The following is a 23,419-nucleotide window of genomic DNA, read 5'->3' as shown; positions in this document are numbered from 1 at the left end:
AGCGTCATGGGTGCTAAATCGCTCAGTGACAAACTTTGCGTTGGCTCTTGGGCGTTCAGCCAAGAGTATCGTGAGTCTGTGCGCATACTTGAATCGCAAACGATCTGGGATCACACCAGCTATCTCGTCTGGCGTCCGAATGCAGAGGCTGTTGCCTGGGTCACGGCAGATCGACTTTCGCCAATCGACGAACCACGGTTGCAGTCGTTCGACAACCTGTTGTATCGAGTGGGAGCAGCACGAGTTGTTGAGGGACTGGCTGAAGATGTATTGCTCGCTCCACTGGAAGCGGGCGTCATTCCTTTGCCGCACCAGTTGGCGGCGCTGTCCAGAGCCATGTCTGGCGACAAGGTGCGATACCTGTTCGCCGATGAAGTTGGCCTTGGTAAGACCATTGAAGCTGGCTTGGTAATTCGAGAACTCAAACTGCGTGGTCTCGTCAAACGAGTGCTGGTGGTTGCTCCCAAGGGATTAGTGACGCAGTGGGTTCAGGAAATGCGAACTCACTTTCACGAAGATTTTCAATTACTGTCGCCCAGTGACTTCTCGGCCTATCGCCATTTGGTTGGCGACGACAACATCTGGCACAGGTTCGATCAGGTGGTCTGTCCGGTTGATTCCGTGAAACCTTTGGAGAAGCGCCGAGGCTGGAATCGAGAACGCATCGAGCGACACAATCAGGAACGCATCGGCGACCTGATCGCTGCTGGTTGGGACTTGATTGTTATTGATGAAGCGCATCGTCTGGGTGGAAGCAGCGATACCGTCGCCCGCTACAAACTCGGCAAGGCGCTTGCCGATGCGGCTCCCTATCTGCTGCTGTTGTCGGCCACACCGCATCAGGGAAAGACCGAGAGCTTTCATCGGTTGATGTCGCTGCTGGATCAGGATGCCTTTCCCGATATCGGTTCAATCAAACACGAGAACGTCGCCCCGTTTGTCGTTCGCACCGAAAAGCGAAACGCCATCAATGACCGTGGCGAGCCTTTGTTCATGCCTCGTTCGACTCGGCTTGTGACGGTGAAGTGGCAGGAGAAGCACGCTCTTCAAGAACAGCTATACGAAGCTGTCACCGAGTATGTCCGCCAAGGTTACAACCAAGCGATGAGGGATAATCGACAGTATCTTGGTTTCCTGATGATTCTGATGCAGCGACTTGTCACCAGCAGCACACGAGCCATAGCCTCGGCTTTGGAACGGCGCATTGGAATTCTGCAATCGACCACGATCACAGAAGATGATCTCAGCGACGGGTCAAGCGACTGGTTCAGCGAGGACAGTCAGGAGCAGATGGAGGAACTGCTGGCTTCCAAGATCGCCGGACTGCATAACGAACGTGAGGAAGTAAAGCTGCTTTTGGATACGGCGAAGCGTTGTCAGGCTCAGGGGCCGGACGCACGGGCCGAGGCTCTGCTCGATCTGCTTTACAAGACTGGTCAGGAAGAGAACGATCCCGAGCTAAAGTTTCTGATCTTCACCGAATTCGTGCCGACTCAGCAGATGCTGGCGGAGCTACTCACGTCACATGGATTCAAAACAGTCTGCCTAAATGGTTCGCTCGATCTCGATTCACGCCAACGTGTTCAAGAGGACTTTTCTAAGGAAGCACGCATTCTGGTATCGACCGATGCCGGTGGTGAAGGATTGAATCTGCAATTTGCTCACGTGGTCGTTAACTACGACTTGCCGTGGAATCCCATGCGGATTGAACAGCGGATCGGCCGAGTTGACCGCATCGGCCAGAAGCACCTCGTGAAAGCCTTCAATCTGATCTTTGAGGATAGTGTGGAACTTCGCGTCCACGAGGTGCTCGAAGAGAAGTTGAAGATCATCTACGCTGAATTCGGAGTAGACAAGACCGGCGATGTGCTCGATTCTGCCGAGAGCGGTGCGGACTTTGAGCGAGTGTTTGCCAAGGCCATCGTGAATCCAGATGGGATCGAACAGAATGTCGATAATCTCATGATGCAGGTCCGGGAACGGGCTGAAGACGAGCAGTCTGGAAAATCGCTTTATGAGAAATCATCACTCGATGCAAAGCTGGCATCGCTCTACGTGAATCATCCGATGCCGTACTGGATCGAACGGATGACGACTTCGTACCTCCAAGCCGAAGGCGGTCGAGTCGAGAAGAAGCTGTTTGCCTACGACCTAACGTGGCCGGACGGCGAAGAGATGAACGACATCTGCTTCTTCGGTCGTGAGGCACAGGACAAAGGGCTGAATCACGTCAGCTTGGAAAATTCCAAACTGCGGGCACTGGTCGAACTTCTGCCACGTGCCGTCGCCGGTGAACCGATCCCAAAGCTTACGATTGGCGGACTGTCGGCGAAGATTGTGGGCTTTTGGTCACTGTGGCAGGTGGCTTTAAGAAGTAGCGAAGGGAATCCCAGCATCGGCAGCGGCCATGTGCGAATCCTACCATTGTTCACCAACAATGAAGGTCGCACGTTTCTGCCAACAGCACGAACGATCTGGGAAAACCTACTGCAAGGTGGACCCAAAATCGAAGAAACGGGCACCATCGAAGGCGAAGCGAGCCAAGCCGCCTTCGGGCAACTGCGACAAGAAGCGGAAAAGCACGGCGAGAATCTGTTTGGTGAATTGCACACGCATCATCAGGAGAACATTCGCAGCGAACGTGAGAAAGGACGCTACGCCTTTCATGTTCGTCGGCAGGCGTTGAATCGAATTGGCCTGCCGGAAGTTCGGCAGTTTCGGATTCGCAAGCTGGACGAAGAAGAACGGGAATGGACCGCCGCACTGACTCGGCGAGAACGGGTGTTCCCGGAACTCCAGCCTGTCTGTGTCCTCTTCGTGGAGGCATCCGATGGCTGACTGGCGCAAGACGATTCTGAAAGAGTTCAAAAAGGAAATCTACCGACTCACTCTGGTTTCCGACCCGGACGGTTTGCTGACCGAAGAGCAAATGCTGACGGAGATCAAACAGCGTGGGTTTGATCTGATTCCCTTTGAGGATTCTGTCGCTTTTCGCTACGCCTACGAGTCGAAGTACCGCTCGATCTGGGATCGTGGAGAGAAAACAGAACTGGTCGTCGTCCTTCGCAACGAAGACGATCTTCAGCAGTTGCCGTATGACTTGCTGAAGGCCGGTCGGAAGCTGGAATTCAGTCTCGACAAACTGTTTCCAAACCTGAACTACCCGGTGCTGAAGGCATTGGATCGGTCACTGCTTGATCCGCTATTCGACGCCTACGAACAGGACCATGAATCGACGCTGGGACGGAAAGCGACCAGCGATTTTGTGCTCCGTTGGTGTTTTGGCATCGAGCGGAGCATGATCGGCACGGCGGCTGATCTGGCCGTCGCCCTGTTGAAGTTGCACCGTAGCGGTCGGATATTGCCCATGGTTCTAAGCGAACATCTGGTCGAGAATCTGAAGGTTAAGTATGTAGGCTGGGAACTCGACGACTTTTTGTCCAATCAATCTTTGTTCCTTCAGTTCGTTCAGAAGCAGTGGCAGCACCTCATCGAATCATTTGACGGTGCTAGCGAGGCGACTCTACAGGTTCACGAATCGCATGCTAGCTTTGGATGGTCGGATTCGGCAGACTTGTTGTTGATTCCATTCGATCATCCTGAAGTACAAGCCTACGTTGATACGCTGTTCCTCGAAGGGCTCCTCAATCCCATCAACTGCAAATCTAAGGCGGCAGTGCCTCAGTGGGCTCATGTCGGCGTTAAACATGATCCTGTGGCTGATTCATTGAAGCGTTATGCGAAACTTGTCGAGCAGACCGAGACCGGCATCCCGAAAGGTTCTGCTTCGCATTCCGACTGGCAGAAGTTTGCTCGCGCGTGGGCTGAAGCTGTTGTGCTCCGTTGGGAAATCGACGAGCACATCGAAAGCACCGCCCGTAATCGCTGGCACAACCTGCACGTTCAGGTCGAGTGTCGATTCGCCGACTGGATGAAAGAACGTTTCGGGAGTCTCTACAACCTGCCGTCTCTTCCGAATCCTGTTATGGTTCACCATGTTCCTCATTATCTCGTCTCTGTGAGGAATAACGAGTCATTGAGGAAGCTGGCCTTGGTCGTGATGGATGGGCTGGCACTGGATCAGTGGCTGATCCTGCGTCGATTGATTCAGGAACAACGTGCGACGTGGCGACTCGAAGAGACGAATGTGTTTGCTTGGGTGCCATCGCTCACGTCGATTTCTCGCCAATCGATCTTTGCGGCTCAGCCGCCGATGTACTTCGCCAAATCGATGCACGATACCAGCCCTGAACCACGTCACTGGAAACGGTTTTGGGAGGATCAGGGGGTCGCCGCCGATTTGGTACACTATGCGAAGAAGGTTACATCTGGTGAAACGGAGAGTCTGGATAAGTGCCTTGCCAACTCGAACGAGTCAATCGTCGGCATCGTAGTCAACACCGTTGACGAGATCATGCACGGCGAGAAGCAAGGAGCGGCAGGGATGCACGATGCCGTTCGACTCGAAGCCAAACGGGTGATTTCGCTTTTGGACCGGCTGATAGGTGAAGGCTACGAAGTCTTTATGACAGCCGATCACGGCAACATTGCTGCCAAGGGTGTCGGCAAGCCCGACGATGGTGTGTTGCCGGAAGTCACGGGCAAGCGTGCCCGGCTTTACGAAAGTGATTCGCTTCGAGCACAGGCCAAGGCGGACATTCCAGCGAGTCTGGAGTGGTCTGGTGTTGGTCTACCGTCCGACCGCTTCGCTTTGTTGCCGGAAGGATTGTCGGCATTTACGTTCAAAGACAAAAATGTGGTATCGCATGGCGGTATTGCTCTGGAGGAAATCATCGTTCCGTTTGTTCGGTTCTGTAAGGAGGAAGAATGACCGCAGTGATTGGCTTCGACAGGAAGGTAAAACTCGATTGGCTTGACGCTTTCGCTGACAAAGTTGCTCAGGACCAAGACCCGGCCATGCTGCGCAAGTACCTTCACGAATATCTCGAAAACGAACATCCAATGGAGACAGCACGTGGCAAGACAATCACAGTTCTGATGCGGATTTGGGCTAGAGTACCAGAACATCATGAATACGTCCGAGACGAAGCATTCGACCTCCTGAAATCTATTCGTGCGGAAGATCGTATTTGGTTGCACTGGGGCATGAGTTTGATGGCCTATCCATTGTTTGACGATTGCGCCTCGGCAATTGGACGGCTGCTCAAACTACAAGACGAGTTCACGCTAAGGCAGCTACATAGAAAGTTGATTCAAGGTTGGGGGGAACGTGCGACGCTGAATCGAGCATATCAGCGTGTTGTCAGAAGCATGGTTGATTGGAATACGGTCGAAGACACTGAAGCGAAAGGGCACTTTGGCCCAGCCCCACAAAACTCCACTCGTTCAAAGAGACTTCAGATCTGGTTGCTAAAGGCATCACATGCTGCCGCAGACAAGAATATGATTGAAGCCGACGAGTTGCTGACATTGCCGTCGTTGTTCCCATTCAAGATCGCGGTGGGTAGGGCAGACCTGCGACAGTGCAAGGACTTTACAGTTCATCGTCAGGGCATGAGAATGGAAATGATCGAGATGCCCAACGGGAAACCCAAACCCAAACCGAAACGGATACCGAAGAAGTCAAAACAAAGAGCGTTGTTTGGTGGCGAGTAGCTTCCGCGATCGACTGGCCGTCGTTGCGTGGTTCGCACCTATGCCACTGGCGACGGTTGGCCAGCTCGACTCAGTGAATAGGGCTAACAACTGCTCTAGCCAGTCCCTTTCTATATTCCCCTTCTAGAACCGGAGGAGGATAATAATCGGACTTCAATGTCCAACAAGACATTGTTCGGTTTTGCGATCCCGAATCCCACAATAAGCGGTTCTTTTTTTGTGCCGAAGGACTTGGGACCATCTACTGAATAGAGATAGGGAAGACAGTATCGGGGCCGCCAGCCCTTGGTGGATCTCTGGTGCCGGTGCGTGAGGCTCGTCGATCAGGCCATTTCGCGGTATGCTGGCGGTATCAGGATGGCCTCGTGCGACTTGCAAACGCCTTGGTCTTCAATCGGACTCGGCAGGCCGTTGCCGTCTTCACTTGCCATTGGTGACACCTGCCCTGTCCGGCCCGGTTAGAAGTTAGGTGAATTATGGTGGCCAACATTTCTCAGATCGATGCATGTGCGGACATCGGCAAATTAGTTTTTCTGCTGGGAAAAGTTAGAGAAGCTGCTCGGAGTTTTGAAGACCTTGCTGGACGGTTTCGTCTCGCTCCCCTCCGTGGCAGCCCCCCACAGATCTTGAAACACGACGTCAATAACGTGTTCGCCGTGCAAGCTGGAGAGTTGCTCTGCCAGTGTTGGCGTCGTGGAATGTTCTCGATCTACCGTCCCCATTTCTACCTCCCAGAAGAGAGCGAACCGCGACTGCGCTACGTGTTTTCGTGGTTTACGTTCATCCGTTGGCACCTAGCACCAACCTTCAACAACCGATTTCGGGCGGATTGGCAATCTGAGTTCGCGACGGCGGTGGACCAACTCAGAGGGCAGCAGAACGGTCCCCCGGCAGCCTTCACGGCGGCGGTGAGCGATGATGCCAGAGAGTTAGCCGTCTGGCGACTTAATCTTTGCGCAGATGTTCAAGCAACCGCTTGCGCCATTCTGGCGGAGGAGTTGCAGAATCTACTTGAAGCGATCGAACGACGTCTAAAGCAGTTCCCACCGGACAAGGACGGCCAGCCCTCGGATGAACAAGGACCGACCGCAGGTGCCTCGACAACATCAGGTGGCCGAATTGAGGTGGATATCCCGTATAGCCGAGTGCGGCTCGACGACATGTGGTACGAAGTTTCTCCGAACGCCGCATTACTGCTCAACGAGTGCGTGAAATCCCATCCAAAGCCGGTATTTGCGAGCCACCTTGATGGTGACATCCGGCCAAAGCGGGTGAAGGAATCACTTCCTCGCCAGCTCAGGAGCCTGTTTCGCTCGGAACAGGGTCGAGGTTGCTGGCTCGAAATCGAGTCGTAGAATTGCATCGCCATATTTTGGCCGAATATTGCCATGTTCTGGCCGATGTATCGCCATGCTTCTGTGATTGAATCTCCTCATCGTTGACTCATTTTAGTCACTTGTTGTGGAGACAAAATCATGATCGACCTATCGACCGAAGACGTATTTCCGGTCTCTGAGGCACCGAAACATATTCCCGGGCGTCCCTCTCAGGCAAGCTGCTGGCGTTGGGTGTTGCACGGCGTTGGCGGTATCAAGCTCGAATCCATTCTGATCGGCGGGAAGCGGTTCGTTTCTGCCGAGGCAGTCCAAAGATTCTGCGATCGGCGAACAGCGTTAGCCGACGGCGACACTCGGCCCGTCCGGACATCACGACAGCAGGAGCGGGCCATGCAGCAGGCTGAGCGTGATTTCGACGCCAACGTCTAACCCTCGCATATGCAAAAACGCCCGGGGCAGAGCCGGGCACTTGCGTGTTTCCACGAGGCAACAAGGAGGTATCTTGATGCCCACAACAGATTCTAACGCACAGGAGATGAAGCGTCCAAGGGAGGCCGATCCGTACAAGGCCAAGCTACCAGAGATTGCCTACGTTCACGGCCAGACCGACTCGGCACACGCTACCCGATTCGTGGATCAGTACCAACAAGAAGTGCTCTACGTGCCACCGTGGAAGCGGTGGCTCTCCTGGGACGGCACGCGATGGGTGGACGACAGCGGCGTCGGAGTCCTTCAGCGAGCCAAGCGATACAGCAAGGCACTATGGGCGGAAGTGGTAAAAATCGCCCCGCATCTTGACCGGGATGATCTGGCCAAAGTCGTCACGGCCATTAAACAGGCCAACCAAGCGAGCAAGATTCGCAGCTTCCTTGAGCTTGCCGCTGTCGATGAGAGAATTGTCTGCCAAGTCGACGAGCTAAACGCGGATCCGAAGTTGCTCAACGTCCCCAATGGCACCGTCGACCTAGAGACGGGCGAACTACGTCCCCACAATCCGGCCGACCGCATCACTCAATTGGCCAATGTCGCCTACGATCCCAGCGCAAAATGCCCAAATTGGGAGCGTATGTTGTCCCTTGTGTTCAATAAGGATGATGACGTTATCCGCTACGTCCAGCGACTACTTGGCTACTCGCTCAGCGGCGACACGGGCGAACATATCCTGCCCATCGCTTGGGGAAAGGGCTGCAACGGGAAGTCCACGATCTGGAATGTCGTCACCGATCTTCTGGGCGAGTACGCTACCTTGGCCAATGACGATCTGCTTCTTGGCGAAAAGACCAACCATCCAACTGAGAAGGCGGCGCTGTACCAGAAGCGGTTCGTCGCCATCTCCGAACCGGAACACAATTCGTCGCTCCGAGAGGCCCGAGTCAAAGAACTGACCGGCGACCGCACCATTACCGCTAGGCGGATGAAAGAGGACTTCTGGTCCTTCGAGCGGTCTCATACCTTCTGGCTCAGCACAAACCACCTGCCACGCATCAACGGCACCGATGACGGCATCTGGCGACGCGTGAAGCTGATCCCCTTCACGGTCGACTTGCGGAAGGTCGTGGACCCGATCCCCGACTACGACGTCTGGCTCGTCCAGAACGAAGGACGCGGCATCCTCGCGTGGCTGGTCCGCGGATTCTTGGAGTATCGCAAGGTCGGACTTCAGGAACCCCAAACCGTTACGGAAGCGACCGGGCGCTATCGCGATGATTCCGACCCCCTGGGTGACTTTCTCGCCGAACATTGCGTCGAGGAGTCCGGAGCTGTGGGCGTGGCCTCGGAACTGTACCACACCTACTCAGAGAGCGGAGGTAAGTGGAGCTCTACCGCGTTCGGGCGGGCCATGGCCGAGAGGTATACAAAAACCAAGGAGACCAGCGGGCCAAACCGAAACAAGAATGTCTACCTGGGTGTGAGGTTGCGGGACGATTTCGAGGACTTCGACCAAACCACTCCGGGAGGTGATCATTGAAAAACCCTCGAAAAAACGGGGTTGCGCCAAGTTGCGCCGGGTTTATCTGGTCCGCGTATGGATTTGGCAAATTCTATAGGCAACCGTTTCGACCCGGCGCAACCCGGCGCACTTGGCCGAGATCCGTGTCCCGACTGCGTCGACAGACTCCCACGATTCGATGTATACGTAAACCGTTCGTGTTCGTCGTGCGGTAAGGCGATCGACTAATGAGGATGGAGACCATGGCTGACAAACCACCCTCGATCCGGCGCGATGGATACGCGCCAACGGGCATTCCGGCAGTAATAGGCCCAGACGCCCCCCCTAGAATCGACGTGGACGGGCGAAGCGACTCAGAACCTCAGGTAACAACCAGACGCCAACAGTCAAACGTAGGCGAATTGAGACGCGGGGAAGGTCACTCTGGCCCGGGAGCGCGGAGTTGAAACTGAGCGTTATACGCACGCACGCGAGAGGCGTCATTGTCCGGTTCGTCAAGAGCCTAGGGGGACATTGTCACCCGTGTTGTTGGTCCGAGTCTCGAATTACCTCTTCACACGCGCGAGGCGGGACTACCGGTAGACTACCGGATTCGCTACCGGCCGATTCTTAAAGTACCGCGAAAACATGGGAAACAATGCACTTCAGTAATAATGTTTGCAAAAGGCGTTTTGGTGGCTAGAATGCCTATAAACACCGAGGAATTTCAGGCTTTTCGCGGTCGGAAAAAGTTGGCTCATAACCTCGAGGTCGCAGGTTCGAATCCTGTCCCCGCCATTTAACGCACGCTGTCGAATCTGGTTCGACCCGCGTGTGAACGAACAAAGCCGAGGCCCTGTGCCTCGGCTTTTTGCGTTTTGTCGCCAGTTGTGGTAAAGAGTTGCGACGAGTGACGTTTCGCCAATTTGTCTCTCCCACCTGTCGCACGTGACACGCTTTGTCCCCGCTTGCGATCGGTTGGCCAATTGTCTCTGTTTTCTCGGCACGTCCCGACTCGTGTGTGATGAGGCGACTGTGGGGTTATGAGGTGACATAACTCCAAGAATACGACCTGAATGTTATGAGGTGGACAAAGATTGCTCCTCGTTTTTTAAGCGCTCCAGCGGCAACCTTCAGGCCTTACATGAGCCATTCGACACCGGTCATCGACTCGAAGCTGAACTGATCATTCTGGAATTTGAACATCCAGTCTCTGATGCGATCAAAACCGTCACCACCGTCGAAGCGGTCCCAGCCACGTCCGCCCCACATGGAGTCGTTGCCCGCATCTCCGTTCAGCGAGTCGTTACCGTCGCCGCCATACAACCTGTCGTTGCCGGATCCGCCGTATAAGGAGTCATTGCCGAGGTCCCCAAATATGACATCATGGCCCCAGTCTCCAGACATGACATCATCGCCAGCTCCCCCGTGAAGTGTGTCATTGCCAGATCCCCCGTTGAGCGTGTCATTTCCTTCTCCTGCGTCTAGGAAATCAGTTCCACCTTCCCCGAATAATACATCGTGGCCTGATTCACCGAACAGGTAGTCACCGTTGCCGCCGCCGTTCAATGTGTCGTTGTCGGCTCCACCGTACAACATGTCGACGCCCATCTCGCCGATTAACAGATCGCTCCCGGTTCCCCCTCGCAACGTATCGTTGCCACTGCCACCGTTCACAACAGATCTGATATTCGTATGGTTTGTGAAGGAATCATTGCCCTCGTAACCGTTAAAGTTCACTTCAGTGATCGTATCGATGTCAAAGTTCTGCGTATGTATTTCGTCTCCATGTGTCAATGAGACTTGGAGTTGGCGCCCCATTGTGGATACCGTAACCGCGTCGTTACTTTCAGTTCCTTCAATAGTGATCACGCCTCCATCTAAGTCAATCGACCCGGCCATCAGTTTGCGTTCTTCCAGGTTCTCAAACGTCAGTGATTTATTGATGCGGCGGCTGAGTTGTTTATGGGCTTTGCGTTGCTAGCGGGATTGGCTCATCTTTTCGGTTTCCAAAAAATCGTGTTCAGTGTGTGGGACTTAGCAGCGTTGCTGCCGCTCTATACTGAAATGCCCAACCACACTCGTCATGAGCCACGATTTGGGAATAATTTTCAAAAAAAGAACTTTTTCTTGTAACATTTCAAAATCCGCGATCTGAGAGAGGCGCGTTGTCGTTGTGATAGCGGACGAATTCACGGACGAGATTGTTGAGATGCTTCTCACCACAGAGCAAGAAATTACGGGGCTGTTGTTCCAATCAGACGGCATCGGGATGCAGCGTCGAATTTGTGACGAATATTTCGCGGGTTTCCAAGTTGATGACGCTGCTTGTGAGCCGATGGGATGTTTTCAAAAATCTCGGAGAATTCCGCAATTCACGTAACGAAGTCTGGTTTATCCAACGTTTTCCAGCTAGAAAGTAGTTACAGTTCTAGCTGCATCTTGGTGGGCACCGTCGTCAAAACAGCGTGTCTGCCGAAGTTGGTGGATTTTGGCACGGTCATTTCTAGTCATCCTACGGTGTCGAGGCGAGTGATGAGATTTTCATGGGCGGTAGGAGGGCGCTGGCTAAGAGCGTGTGCTTGGGGGCTTTGTCTGGCGACAATGGGGGTTTTCGGTTGCGAAGGACGAACGGTGACCCCGGTCCCGGTGCCACCACCTGAAGTGACAGTCGCTGAGCCACTTCAGCGGGAAATTATACTGTCGCGGGAGTTTTCCGGTCGCGTGGAAGCGAAGGAGAGCGTGGAGATTCGCGCGCGAGTGACCGGTTATATCACTGAGGTGAATTTCGTCGAAGGGGACATCGTCGAAGAAGGAACTGTGCTGTTCACAATCGACGCCCGGCCTTTCCAGGAAGCGCTGAACTCTGCGAATGCGGAGATCGATCGCTGGAAGGCGGCCATCGCTAAAAACGAATCCGACTTGGCTCGCCAAACTCAACTGCTGAAGTCCGGCGCTGGTTTGCAGGAAGACTTCGATCAGGCCAAGGCACTCGTGTTGGAATCAAAAGCGGGGCTGAGCGGCGCTCAAGCGGATGTTGAAAAGGCGCAACTCAATCTGGATTTCACGAAGGTCACGGCACCGGTCAAAGGCCGCGTCGGTCGCGCCCTCGTCACCAAAGGAAATTTGATCACCGCCGATCAAACATTGGGGACGCCGCTGACGACGTTGGTTAGTGTCACTCCGATGTATGTTTATTTCGATGTGGATGAATTTACGATTCTCGAAGTTCGCAAACAGTCCCGAATAAAAAATCCCGATGTCCCCAATGTTCCGGTCCGCGAGCAAAATTGGCCGGTCTTTATCGGGTTGGCTAACGAAACGGGGTTTCCACACGAGGGATTTATTGACTTCGTCGACAATCAGGTCGACACCTCAACCGGAACTGTTCGGTTGCGGGGAAAGTTCGTCAACACCGACGAATATCTCAGAGCGGGTCTATTTGTCCGTGTGCGTGTGCCACTCTCCGATGGGCCGCAAGCGAAATTGCTCGTCCCGAATACCGCTATTGGTACGGATCTCAATTTGAAGTACGTCATGGTGGTCAATGCAGAGAATCGGGTTGAGAAGAGGCCCGTAGAATTGGGAGTTCTGACCGACGATGGCTTACAGGTCGTCGAGTCCGGCTTGTCGGAAAGTGATTGGGTGGTCATCAACGGGCTGCAACGCGTCCGCGATGGTGGCGAAGTGAATGCGACTAAAGGCAAGATCACGCCGCCGAAGTTGGTTCCCGAATCCGAGTAAAAAAAGGCTCATGCCAATCCGGCGGTCGACAATGAGCCAAATCTTCTCACGACCGCTTGCGACCGGTGGTATCCCGAATTGTGCTGATGAAAAATGATTCGTCGTCGCTTGTGAACGAACTCAGGCTGATCTCGACGGGGAATTCTGATCCATCCTTACGTTGGCCGAACAGTTCCAGGTTCGTACCCATCGGGCGGAACTCCGGATTCTCAGCGAAGGCGGCGAACTTTGAGGGGTGGCCGGGGCGATACCGTTGCGGTACGAGAATCTCGATCTCTTCGCCTACTAACTCATCGGGGCCGAAACCAAATAGACGCTGCACTTGTTGATTCGCCATAATGATCTTGCGGCTCCGGTCGACGATCACCATGGCATCGGGTGTTGAATCGAGTATCGCTTGCAGCCTTTGCTGTTCCTTCTGGCGTTTTTCAATATTACGGATAGCGCAGGATATCAGCATGCCCTGTTCGGTTTCGACGGGGCTGAGACTGATTTCTACGGGGAAAATTGTTCCGTCGTTTCGCTCACCATACAATTCAAGGCCGGCGCCCATGGGGCGGGCGTTCGGATTGGCAATAAAAGCCGCGACCTTCGCCGGATGCTCGGCGCGAAATTGCTCGGGGACCAAGGTTTCGATGGGCTGGCCCAACAGCTGATCTCGCGGGTAGCCAAACAGTCGTTCGAGTTGCGCATTGACTAAAACGATCGTCCCGTTGTCGTTGACAACGACCATTGCATCCGGAGCGGATTCGAGCAGGTTTTGAAAGGTCTGCTCGGTTTGTTTGCGTTCCGTGATGTCCCGACCGACTAGATAAATGGAGGACTCGCCGGGGATCAATTTGGCATTCCAAAGGATCCAGCGATATCCGCCATCGCGGCAAATGCAGCGATATTCCATTTGTGTCAGCGGCTCGCCGGAGAGGATCCGCGCATGATTTTTGGTCGCACGCTCATGATCGAGTGGGTCGATCAATTCCCAGACCGGCTTATCCTCTAGTTCCGCGGTCGTCCAGCCCAGAACCGTTTCCCATGCTGGATTCGTCTGCGTCAAACGACCTGATGTATCGAGAATCGTTAGCAAGTCGAGCGACAAATTGAAGAAGCGTTCACGTTCCTGCTCTGTCCGTTTTCGTTCTGCGCGTTCGGCAATCCATAATTGAATCTCTCCAGCCAATTCTTCAGCTGACTGCTGCCGATCATCCCGTTTCTTGGCCAATCCTTTAAGACACATCCTTTCCAATTCCGCCGGAATTCCATCCACACAATCACTGGGCGGCCGGGGTGCGTCATGAATGACGTGCTCTAACACTTCGATGATACTCTTTCCGAGAAACGGAGGATCACCGACCAAAATCTCGTATAAAATCGCAGCGAGCCCGTAAATGTCGGTCCGTTCATCGATCATGCCGACTTCGCCGCGGGCCTGTTCGGGCGACATATATGCGGGTGTGCCTAGTTTGTCCCCTTGCATCGTCTGGGATGAGTGGCGGGGATCGCGTTCCGACGCGATGATTGTGGCGTCGGGGTTTGCGGGTATTGTCTCGGCGAGTTGTTCTTGATCGTCGAGTCGCTTGGCGAGTCCCCAATCGAGCACGACCACTTCGCCGAAATTGCCGACCAATACGTTTTCAGATTTCAAGTCGCGGTGGATCACTCGTTGCGAGTGGGCATATGCGATTGTGTGGCAAATACTGACAAACTGAGTCAGCAATTGCACCAACTGGCTGCTGACACCGGTTTTGGCATTTTGTCGCCGCCATTGGTGAAAGTCCGCGATGACCTCGGTGAAAGTGCGGCCTTTCACGAATTTCATTGTATAAAAGCTGCGCCCGCCGTCGTCGACATAATCGAAAACCGGAACCGTTCCCGGATGTGTCAACTGGGCGGTAATTTGCGCCTCTCGAAAAAACCGCTCGCGGTTGATTGCCGATTGGGACTGATCGATTTTCAGTTCCTTCAGCGCGATTTCGCGATCGAGCAGCTTGTCGTGGGCCAGCCAAACGTGTCCGATTCCGCCCGTCGAGTGCAAGCCGCGCCGGGTAATCCGCTCATCTGGTCGGTGCGGTGGCGTGATGGCGACTGACGTCGTGATTCGCTGATCGGTTTGCACTGCTTGCAGCGATTTCCCGATGTCGCGGTTGCCGATGCTCTGCAGCGCCGTTTTCACATCGTCGGGAATTGCGGAGAGCGATTTGCGTACGTTCCCGCCCGCTTTTTTCATGCGGCGCTCAAGCAGGTACTCTACGTGTTCCCGGTCTTCCGGCAGCAGCCATTGTTGTTCCACTAAGATTTCGGCGAGTGAACTCTCCTTTCGCGATCCCCACAGAGTGCAAGCATCGACGAATTGCCGCATGTCGATCAGATCGCTTTGCATCGCAATCAAACCAAACAGCAGATTGCGGTCGGTTGTTGAGTTGGACATATTTTCAATATTCGAAACGTTTGATTTTGGTTCGGATTCACGAAGCAGTGGAGAAATTGCGCGACTTGTTGTCGGCAGAGAGGAAAACTTGGGAACGTTTGCGTAATGTCGATCTCCATCGTCGGCTATGTCGGGCACGGCGTCCAGGATTGCTTGCAAGATAATCCGTGTAAATGTTTATTTGAGTGGCCGAGACTTATTGATTATATTACTTTTTTTACTCAACACATCCCACGACTCCACATCTCTTACTGATGAAAACGTCGGCCCATGGCAGGAATTGCCTGCTCTTCGCCGCTGAAACTTTGGAATCGGTCAGGTCGAGACGGCCTTTGCCACCGATGCTGCCAACGACGAACTGTCGAGAAATGGTTCTCCATCTGCGAAACCCGAGCGGCGCCCGCGCGTTGTGAAGTGTTGCGTTTTGTCCTGTTGGACTTCAACAAGGAGCACTCCTGATGAAACTTCCCAAGTACACGATGTTGATATCACCGGTCTGTTTAGCGGTGGGTGTCTATTTAGGGCTATCACTCGTCGCCACCGGAGAGAGCCCCACGAAAAAAGGCAACAATCCGCGCCCCAGTGCGGAGGTGCCGCGGGGGGAATTGCTATCGGTTGCTGCCGCCAGGCCAGCGAAGCCACAAGAATCCAGTGGGACCGTTTCCCAAAAAGTCGGCGGCGACAAACCGTTCGTGATTCCCGCCGCTGAAAAACCGTTCTGGGACAGCGCTCAGGCATATGTGGATGCTTATGCAAAAAGGGATGCAAACGCAATCGGCGAACTTTTTACTGAAGATGCGGAGTTCTACGACGAATTTGGCGAGCAGACCGAAGGGCGTGGGGCAATCGTGGCGATGTTCCAGGACGTGTTCGACACAGACGCGCAAGCGATGATTGAAGGAATCGTCATCGAACGCGTGAAGCACATCAGCGACGACGTCGTGATTGAGTCAGGCGAGGTCGTTGCTTCCGACTACGATGATGGTCCCCTTTATCGAAACAAATATGTTGCGATCCATAAAAAAGACAAAGACGGGACGTGGCGGATAAATACGCTCAAAGACCTCCCGCGCGAGGAAGCAAGCCGGCAAGAACAGCTGGCTCAATTGTCCTGGTTAATCGGGGAGTGGGTCAATGAAGATCGCGATTCGGTGGTGCATACGGATTGCGAATTTTCGGAGGACGGAAACTTTCTATTGCGGCGATTCACAGTGGAAACTTACGACGGTCGCACTTTGGACGGCCTGCAGCGTATCGGTTGGGACGGAGATCAGAAGAAGCTGCGGTCCTGGACGTTCGATTCGGAAGGGGGCTACCTCACTGGCGAATGGACGCGCGACGGAAACCGTTGGCTGCTGATCAATTCGGGAGTCAATGCTGACGGCAAAGCGGTTTCGGGAACCGCCGTTTACACCGTGATCGATGCGGAAATGGTGACGTGGCAGTTGCAGAATATCGTCGTGGGCAAGGAGATCATCGGCACAGGGCCGCTGGTGACCATGGTTCCCCGACCGCCCGAGCCAAAGAGCACAGCCAAATAGTTGAGTGGACGCTAACCAGAGCGTGATCAACCCCATTCGCATACATCTCCTATCAAAAAGGCAATTTGCCATGAAACGATATTTCATCTATCTAATAGTCGCGGTGACAGTGACATCAATGCTGGCCCTTGAGATCCACGCGCGGGGACGCGGGGGCGGCGGGCGTGGTGGTGGACGCGGTGGCGGAGGCGGTTTCCGCGGCGGTGGCGGAAGTCGTGGTGGAGGCGGCAGAAGTCGTGGAAGTTATGGCGGGGCTCGCCCGTCCAGGCCTTCTTCGCGCCCGTCCAGGCCTTCGCGCCCCTCCAGCCCGAGCTTTAGCCGGCCCAGCAGAGGGGGAGCATCGCGTCCCGGTGGGGGTTCGCGGCCTTCGGTGGGTAATCGCCCATCAGGCAGCCAACCCGGTGGTAGTCGGCCTGGTGGTAGTCGACCGCCGATCAGCAGCCGCCCTGGCACAGGCGGTCGTCCAGGTGTCGGGTCGGGCAATCTGCAACGGCCTGGCGGAGGACGTCCCCCGATCCAGCCTGGGCAACGTCCTAGTCGTCCCAATGCCGGAAACCGCCCACAAGCCGGGGGCGGAAGACCCAGTGGCACACGGCCCGGTGGTTCTCAGCGACCCTCGCAGTTGCCATCAACGCGTCCTGGTCGGGGCGGGGGCGGACGCGGCGGGATCGCCGCAGGGATTGCCGGTGGTGCCGCTGCTGCGACGTTGCCGGGATTGGGGAATCGCCCTGGTGCTGGTGAACGACCGGGTCGCGGTGAACGACCTGGGCGAGGCGAACGACCGGGAGTCGCTGATCGCCAAAGCCAATTGCAAGACCGACTTGCTGACCGCGGCGATCGGACTTCGGACCGCTTGGGTAATCGCGAAGATCGCCAAGGGAATCGTGGGGACCGCCAAGAGAATCGTCAAGGGAATCGCGGAGACCGCCAGGATAACCGTCAAGGGAACCGCGACGATCGATTGCAGGACCGCCAAGATCGTTGGGAGAATCGGCATGATGAATGGCACGACCATCATGGCGATTGGTATCACGGCGGCTGGCATGGTGCGTGGGGATCGGGCGCTCGTTGGGATTATTGGTGGGACAACTATCCCGCGTTGACAGCCTTTGGAATTACAACCTGGGCGGTCAATCGTGTGGGGTGGGCGTTCGGTTATTCGGATTACTCGAACCCCTATTACTCTGACGGAGGTGATTACGGCGGCTATGATTATTCCGAGCCGATTGTGATGGCACCGATGGAGGAAACATTGGCGGCTGATCCCAGCGATACCGCTCCGCCGGCCGAGGTGACGCCCGAACAACTTTCGAATTTCGACGAGGCACGGCAGCAGTTTTTTACCGGTGACTATGAGGCTGCTCTTGCCTCGACCAATGCGGCGCTTCAGGAACTTCCGAACGACGCTGTCATTCATGAGTTTCGCGCGTTGATCCTATTTGCGATGGGAAAATATCAGGATTCGGCCGCGACACTGTACCCCGTGCTGAGCGTCGGACCGGGGTTCGACTGGACGACATTGATCGGCCTCTATCCCGATGTCAGTACGTACACCGAGCAACTGCGGAAATTGGAAGAGTTTCGCAACAAGAATCCGCAAGACGCTGCCGCGAGGTTTTTGCTCGCGTATCATTATACCACGGCCGGCCACAACGATCCCGCAATTGCGCAACTGAAAAAACTGTTGGAAATTAACCCCAACGATCAGCTGGCGAAACAGTTGCTGCTGGGTTTGGATCCGAATGCGGAAGTTCCCAATCCAGCCAAACAGGTCGAACCGCCCCAACCCGAGGCAACGATCAAAGCCAGCGATCTGTACGGGACTTGGACCGCAAAACGTGGTAACGGAAAATTTGAAATGTCACTGCAGGAAGACGGTAAATTCTCTTGGAAGTTTGATGAACAAGGGAAGGCCAGCCAAGTGACCGGTGTGTGGAGTGTCGACGAAAACGGCATTCTCGCACTAGAGATGAACGACGAGGGGGTCATGCTGGCCCAAGTGATTCTGAAAGCAGGGCAACTCGACTTCTATATGCTGGGCGATGACAAAGGATCGGACCCGCTGCATTTCTCTAAGGGATAACTCTGTGAAATGATTTCCGCAAAGTGATAATCAAGAAGTTTTTGACTTGTTAGAGTGGTTTTATGGTGGCTTCTCAAAACTTTCAGCGGGACCTGAACCGATCCGCCCTGTGCGGACGGTCAAGGTTTGGCCCCGTACAACGCGGTGTTCGAGGCCGCCGTGTCACGTTTGAATCCAGTGGTCAATGCAGCAGGGACGACCGTGCTGGGAGGGCTTGCCTATGCTGCAGGACGTCTTCTGGGTAGCCTTAGCCGTCACGATTTTCTTTGGTCTGATCGTCGGCACACTGCTGACGATGGTCATGGTGCCCACGCTTTACACGCTGCTGTATCGAATTTCGGCACCGGATAAGTAGGAGACGGTTCATGGCGGGTGATCTAGAGCAATTGGTCCGCTACACGCGCATCCAGGAAATTGTGGGAGACGTGATTCGACTGCAGGCGTCGGGTGTCGACTTGGGAGGTATGGCGGAAGTCGAGAATACCGATGGCGAAAGGTCGTTGGCACGTGTCATCGGCTTGGACCATAAACTCGCCAGCTTACAAGTATTTGCAGGTGGGAAAGGGTTGTCCACTGACGCGACTGTTCAATTCCTCGGTCGGCCGCTTGATGTCGTCTTTTCGCCGAATATTTTGGGGCGGATCTTTAGAGGCTCAGGGGAAGCATTGGACAGCGGGCCGGACCTCTCCGCCGAGCCGCATATCAACGTCGGCGGCCCCACGGTCAATCCGGTGATGCGCGTGATGCCCACCAAGATGATCGAAACGCGGGTGCCGATGATCGACTTGTTTAACTGTCTGGTCGAGAGCCAAAAAATTCCGATCTTTTCGGTCGCCGGCGAACCACATAGCGAACTGTTGGCGCGCATCGGTTTCCAGGCCGATGCCGATGTGTTGGTCTTCGGCGGGCTGGGATTAATCTTCGACGATTACCACTTCTTCCGCTCCTCGTTCGAAGAGCACGGCGTCTTTGGGCGGACCGTGATGTTTGTCAATCAAGCCTCGGATCCTCTTGTCGAGCGGTTGCTGGTGCCTGACATGGCTCTCGCGGTCGCCGAAAAATTTGCCGTCGAAGAAAACAAGCGTGTCCTGGTGCTGCTGACCGATATGACCGCCTATGCGGATGCGATGAAAGAAATCGGCGTAGCGCAAGAACGGATCCCGGCCGTGCGAGGATACATGGGCGACTTGTACACGCAGCTTGCCAAACGCTATGAAAAAGCGTGCGACTTCAAAGGGGCAGGATCAGTCACGATTCTTACCGTAACCACGATGCCGGGTGACGATGTGACCCATCCCGTGCCCGACAATACGGGTTACATCACCGAAGGGCAGTTTTACTTGCATGGTGGAATCATCGACCCGTTCGGGTCGCTATCGCGATTGAAGCAACATGTGGTCGGCAAGGCGACGCGCGAAGATCACTCGCAAATTATGAACACGATGATTCGGCTCTATTCCGAAGCCGTCGAATCTCAACGCAAGCAGGCGATGGCGTTTGAGTTGTCGGCATTCGATTCGAAATTGTTAAAATTCGGGAAGCTTTTCTGCGAGCGGTTTATGGATATCCGGGTATCGATGGGTGTTATTGAGGCGTTGGATCTTTGCTGGAAAACGCTAGCGGAATGCTTTGATTCCGAGGAGTTGCTGATGAAACAAAACCTGATTGACAAATATTTCCCTAAGTCGTCGCACTGCGGGCATTGCAGCCGCCCAACGGCATTTCCGCCCGTAGCCTGGTATTGGGTCATTGCACGGCTGATTGGATTATGGCAAAACTTCGACTTAGCAAGAACTCGCTTCAACAACAGCAACAGCAGCTGAAACTGTATCAGCGACTGCTGCCATCGTTGGATTTAAAGCGACGTCAACTCACAGTCGAAGCACAAAAAGCCAGACGTGAACATCAAGCGGCCATGCGGGCGGCCGAGGCGCTCGATGCCAGGATCGGAGAAGAACTCCCCATGCTGGCGGACGAGGATATTGATTTTTCAGATCTCGTCGAAATGAAGGGTTATCGCACGGGCGAACAAAACGTCGTCGGTACGCGATTGCCGACTTTGGAGCATTTGGAGTTTGTGATCTTCGAGTACTCGCGACTGGCCACGCCTGCTTGGGTCGATATTTTTGTGCAGCGATTAAAGGATGCGGCCGAAGCACGTATTCAAGCCCGCATCGCCAGCCAACGTGTCGAGATACTCAACCAAGCCCTGCGGAGGATTACGCAGCGGGTCAACCTGTTTGAGAAGATTCTCATTCCGACTGCTAAGAAAAATATCCAGCGGATCCGCATCTTCTTGGGCGACGCCGAGCGAGCGGCGGTGATTACCTCAAAGCTGTCCAAGGTCAAGCAACTTCAAAAAGGCAGCGGTTGGGATACTGAGGAGGACGACGAATTATGAGCATTGTCCCCTTGGAGCATGCGACGTTTGTTGGATTGACCGGCGACAAAGAGGCGCTGTTGGATGATCTGCACCGATTCGGTTCGCTGGAAATCATTCCGCTCGGCAGCGGTACGGACTCAAGCGCCGAGGTTGGTCCATCGAGTGACGCACGTGAGGCTCTCAAATTCCTGCTCACTTCGCCCCAACGTCGCCGTCAGGTGAGCGACCACACCCTGTTTAATGCGGTCGAGGTCGAGCAGAAGGCGCTCGAACTGCAGTCTCGTATCCAGACGCTGGAAGCAGAACGCGATGATCTGTTGCAACGAATCGCTGTGGCGAAACCCTTTGGGAAATTTGAATTTTCTCCACTGGAGCAAATGGGCAACCTGCGGCTATGGTTCTATGCTGTTCCTCACAATCAGATGTCGGACCTCAAGCCCGTTGCAGAGACCAACGGTGACGAGCAACAGCTGGCCTGGGAGATTGCCGAGCGCGACCAACGGTTCTGTTACGTTGTCGTGATATCCCACCAGGAACCGCAGAACATGCCGGTGCCGCGTGCACGAATCGGTTCCCGTTCGCCGACCGAGCTGGCACGGCGATTGGAAGAAGTGGAGTTGGGCATCGAAGATGCGCAGGCGGAGCGCGCCTTTCTGACACGCTGGTGCCTGCTCTTTGCCAAGAGCCTGACCGAACTGGAAGACGCCGCCGCCCGCGCCAACGCGGCACAGCAAACGTATGACAGCGACCGACTGTTCGCGCTCGAAGCCTGGGTTCCCCAAGAACATGTCGAAGAATTGGCCCAATATTCACAGACAAAAGGATACCTGTTCGAGTCCCGACCTCCGTCGCCGGAAGAAAATCCACCGACGTTGATGCGCAACACGCCGAATATGGAAGCTGGCGAAGACCTGGTGAATTTTTATATGACACCCGGTTATTCAACGTGGGATCCCTCGTCGATCGTCTGTGTTTCGTTTGCAATTTTCTTTGCAATGATACTCGCCGATGCCGGTTATGCGGCGGTGCTTGGACTGGGACTGCTATTCTTTTGGCGAAAACTCGGCAAGCCAACTGCGGCGGACGATATTACGGCGCATGGCGTGGATGAGGAAGGGAATCCGGCTGATCAACAACCGAGCGCAGGGCAGCGGTTTCGGCCGATGATGTTGATGATTGTCGTATTCTCATTAGTCTACGGCGTGCTGGTGGGCAGCTATTTCGGGATATCGCCGCCGCCGGATTCACTGTTCGGACGGCTGCACGTTCTGGACATCAACAATTCACCGCTCATGATGGGAGTTTCTATTTTAGTCGGCGGGTTGCATCTAGTGCTGGCCAATTTGATGAACGCGCGCCGCTTTGCCGATTGGCGCGATGGGTTGGCTGCAATCGGTTGGGCGGCAGCCGTCGGTGGTGGATTGTTGTACGCGGCCGGTTCGCTGATTCCCGCAGTGACGTTCCTCAAGTCGATCGGAATCGGTATGGCCCTGGTGGGCTTAATCGCAGTCGTCGGTTTTACAGCGTGGCACGAGCGGCCGCTAAAGCGTCTTGGGCACGGGCTCTTCGCGTTGACACGAATCTCCGGCGCTTTCGGCGACATTTTGAGCTACTTGCGTTTGTTTGCGTTGGGGTTGGCATCCGCTTCACTGGCGACTGCGTTTAACGATATGGCTGCCGGGATTTATGGTGGCTTGCCGCGGCTAGGTTTGCTGTTTGCACTGTTGGTCCTGACGTTTGGGCATGCATTGAATTTGCTGTTGGGTGTTTCGAGCGGCGTAATTCACGGGTTGAGGTTGAACGTGATCGAATTTTTCAACTGGGGATTGAGCGACGAAGGTCGGCGCTTCACACCGTTTCGGCGTAAAGGAGGGTCTCTGTGGAAATGACACTACTAACGTTGGGTTGGATCGGGCTTTATGCGCCACTGGCCCTGGGAGCCGTAGGTAGTATGATTGGTTGCCTGCGCGGCGGCACTGCTGCGTGTGGCGCGATGCTGGAAGTCGAAAGCGGCTACGGTCGGTTTGTCGGCGTCGCAGCCATGCCCTCGTCGCAAACGATTTATGGCATTGTGGTGACGATGGCGTTACCAGCTGCGATTACAGTGGACAACTCACCCGGCATCTTTGCCTTAGGAGCACTATCTGGTGTGGCGCTGATGTTCAGTGCCTTGGCTCAAGGCGCCGCGTGTGCTGCGGCCATCAATGCTTCTAAGAGCAAGCCGGAAGTGTTCGGCATCTCGTTGGCTCCGGCAGCATTGATCGAAGGCTTCGCCGTGTTCGCATTTGTGTTCGCACTCGTTTTGGCGGGACGATTACCACAATGACCCAAGCGACAAACCGTCCTTATCGAGCGGTCCCAAT

16 protein-coding genes are annotated in these 23,419 nt (G+C 54.8%); 14 read left to right on the top strand and 2 right to left on the bottom strand.

The window, feature by feature from the left end; genetic code table 11:
• Positions 1-6: 6 nt before the first annotated feature.
• The 6 genes from Mal52_RS27995 (at position 7) to Mal52_RS27970 (ending at position 8,922) form a co-directional block, all read left to right on the top strand.
• Positions 7-2,838 carry a DEAD/DEAH box helicase gene (locus Mal52_RS27995; RefSeq protein ID WP_145380203.1) on the top strand — a complete coding sequence of 944 codons (2,832 nt, stop codon included), beginning with the start codon at positions 7-9 and terminating at the stop codon, positions 2,836-2,838.
• A complete protein-coding gene (pglZ, locus tag Mal52_RS27990; protein ID WP_145380202.1) occupies positions 2,831-4,831 on the top strand; it encodes a BREX-3 system phosphatase PglZ in 2,001 nt (666 codons plus the stop codon). Before Mal52_RS27995 ends, pglZ begins: the two co-directional genes overlap by 8 nt.
• The gene (locus Mal52_RS27985) at positions 4,828-5,616 is read left to right on the top strand and encodes a hypothetical protein (RefSeq protein WP_145380201.1); all 789 of its coding nucleotides are present in this window, start codon (positions 4,828-4,830) and stop codon (positions 5,614-5,616) included. Before pglZ ends, Mal52_RS27985 begins: the two co-directional genes overlap by 4 nt.
• A 476-nt stretch (positions 5,617-6,092) precedes the next feature.
• Positions 6,093-6,971: a hypothetical protein gene (locus Mal52_RS27980; protein ID WP_145380200.1), complete on the top strand. Its 879-nt coding sequence runs from the start codon at positions 6,093-6,095 to the stop codon at positions 6,969-6,971.
• Between the two features lie 120 nt (positions 6,972-7,091).
• A complete protein-coding gene (locus Mal52_RS27975; RefSeq protein ID WP_145380199.1) occupies positions 7,092-7,382 on the top strand; it encodes a DUF1580 domain-containing protein in 291 nt (96 codons plus the stop codon).
• Positions 7,383-7,488: 106 nt separating this feature from the next.
• Complete coding sequence (locus Mal52_RS27970; protein ID WP_197534524.1) at positions 7,489-8,922, top strand: DNA primase family protein; 1,434 nt, start codon at positions 7,489-7,491, stop codon at positions 8,920-8,922.
• Positions 8,923-10,023: 1,101 nt separating this feature from the next.
• Here the strand turns inward: Mal52_RS27970 and Mal52_RS27965 are convergent.
• Entirely contained in the window at positions 10,024-10,785 is a 762-nt protein-coding gene (locus Mal52_RS27965) for a calcium-binding protein (protein WP_145380195.1), read from the bottom strand.
• A gap of 732 nt (positions 10,786-11,517) precedes the next feature.
• Between Mal52_RS27965 and Mal52_RS27960 the strand changes: the two genes are divergently transcribed.
• On the top strand, positions 11,518-12,627 hold the full coding sequence (locus tag Mal52_RS27960; protein WP_197533543.1) for an efflux RND transporter periplasmic adaptor subunit: 1,110 nt from the start codon (positions 11,518-11,520) through the stop codon (positions 12,625-12,627).
• Positions 12,628-12,673: 46 nt separating this feature from the next.
• Here the strand turns inward: Mal52_RS27960 and Mal52_RS27955 are convergent, their stop codons facing one another.
• Positions 12,674-15,049 carry a PAS domain S-box protein gene (locus tag Mal52_RS27955; protein WP_145380192.1) on the bottom strand — a complete coding sequence of 792 codons (2,376 nt, stop codon included), beginning with the start codon at positions 15,047-15,049 and terminating at the stop codon, positions 12,674-12,676.
• A 458-nt stretch (positions 15,050-15,507) separates the two neighbouring features.
• On the opposite strand from Mal52_RS27955, the gene Mal52_RS27950 reads away from it, so the two are divergent.
• The 7 genes from Mal52_RS27950 (at position 15,508) to Mal52_RS27920 (ending at position 23,382) form a co-directional block, all read left to right on the top strand.
• On the top strand, positions 15,508-16,590 hold the full coding sequence (locus tag Mal52_RS27950) for a YybH family protein (protein WP_145380190.1): 1,083 nt from the start codon (positions 15,508-15,510) through the stop codon (positions 16,588-16,590).
• A gap of 622 nt (positions 16,591-17,212) precedes the next feature.
• Positions 17,213-18,673, top strand: coding sequence for a tetratricopeptide repeat protein (locus tag Mal52_RS27945; RefSeq protein WP_145380188.1), 1,461 nt, complete (start codon positions 17,213-17,215; stop codon positions 18,671-18,673).
• A 220-nt stretch (positions 18,674-18,893) separates the two neighbouring features.
• Positions 18,894-19,028 (top strand): hypothetical protein, encoded by a 135-nt coding sequence (locus Mal52_RS30380; protein WP_261343598.1) that lies wholly within the window; start codon positions 18,894-18,896, stop codon positions 19,026-19,028.
• A 10-nt stretch (positions 19,029-19,038) separates the two neighbouring features.
• Complete coding sequence (locus tag Mal52_RS27935; protein ID WP_145380186.1) at positions 19,039-20,496, top strand: V-type ATP synthase subunit B; 1,458 nt, start codon at positions 19,039-19,041, stop codon at positions 20,494-20,496.
• Complete coding sequence (locus Mal52_RS27930; RefSeq protein WP_145380184.1) at positions 20,442-21,074, top strand: V-type ATP synthase subunit D; 633 nt, start codon at positions 20,442-20,444, stop codon at positions 21,072-21,074. The genes Mal52_RS27935 and Mal52_RS27930 overlap by 55 nt, the downstream gene beginning before the upstream one ends.
• On the top strand, positions 21,071-22,945 hold the full coding sequence (locus tag Mal52_RS27925; protein WP_145380183.1) for a V-type ATP synthase subunit I: 1,875 nt from the start codon (positions 21,071-21,073) through the stop codon (positions 22,943-22,945). The genes Mal52_RS27930 and Mal52_RS27925 overlap by 4 nt, the downstream gene beginning before the upstream one ends.
• Positions 22,936-23,382, top strand: coding sequence for an ATP synthase subunit C (locus Mal52_RS27920; protein WP_145380181.1), 447 nt, complete (start codon positions 22,936-22,938; stop codon positions 23,380-23,382). The genes Mal52_RS27925 and Mal52_RS27920 overlap by 10 nt, the downstream gene beginning before the upstream one ends.
• The last annotated feature ends 37 nt before the right edge of the window (positions 23,383-23,419 follow it).

The organism is Symmachiella dynata (genome assembly GCF_007747995.1).
In the GTDB taxonomy this organism is placed as follows: Bacteria; Planctomycetota; Planctomycetia; order Planctomycetales; family Planctomycetaceae; genus Symmachiella; species Symmachiella dynata.
The sequence above is the reverse complement of the archived record's forward strand: the minus strand, read 5'-3'. Positions and strand labels throughout refer to the sequence as shown.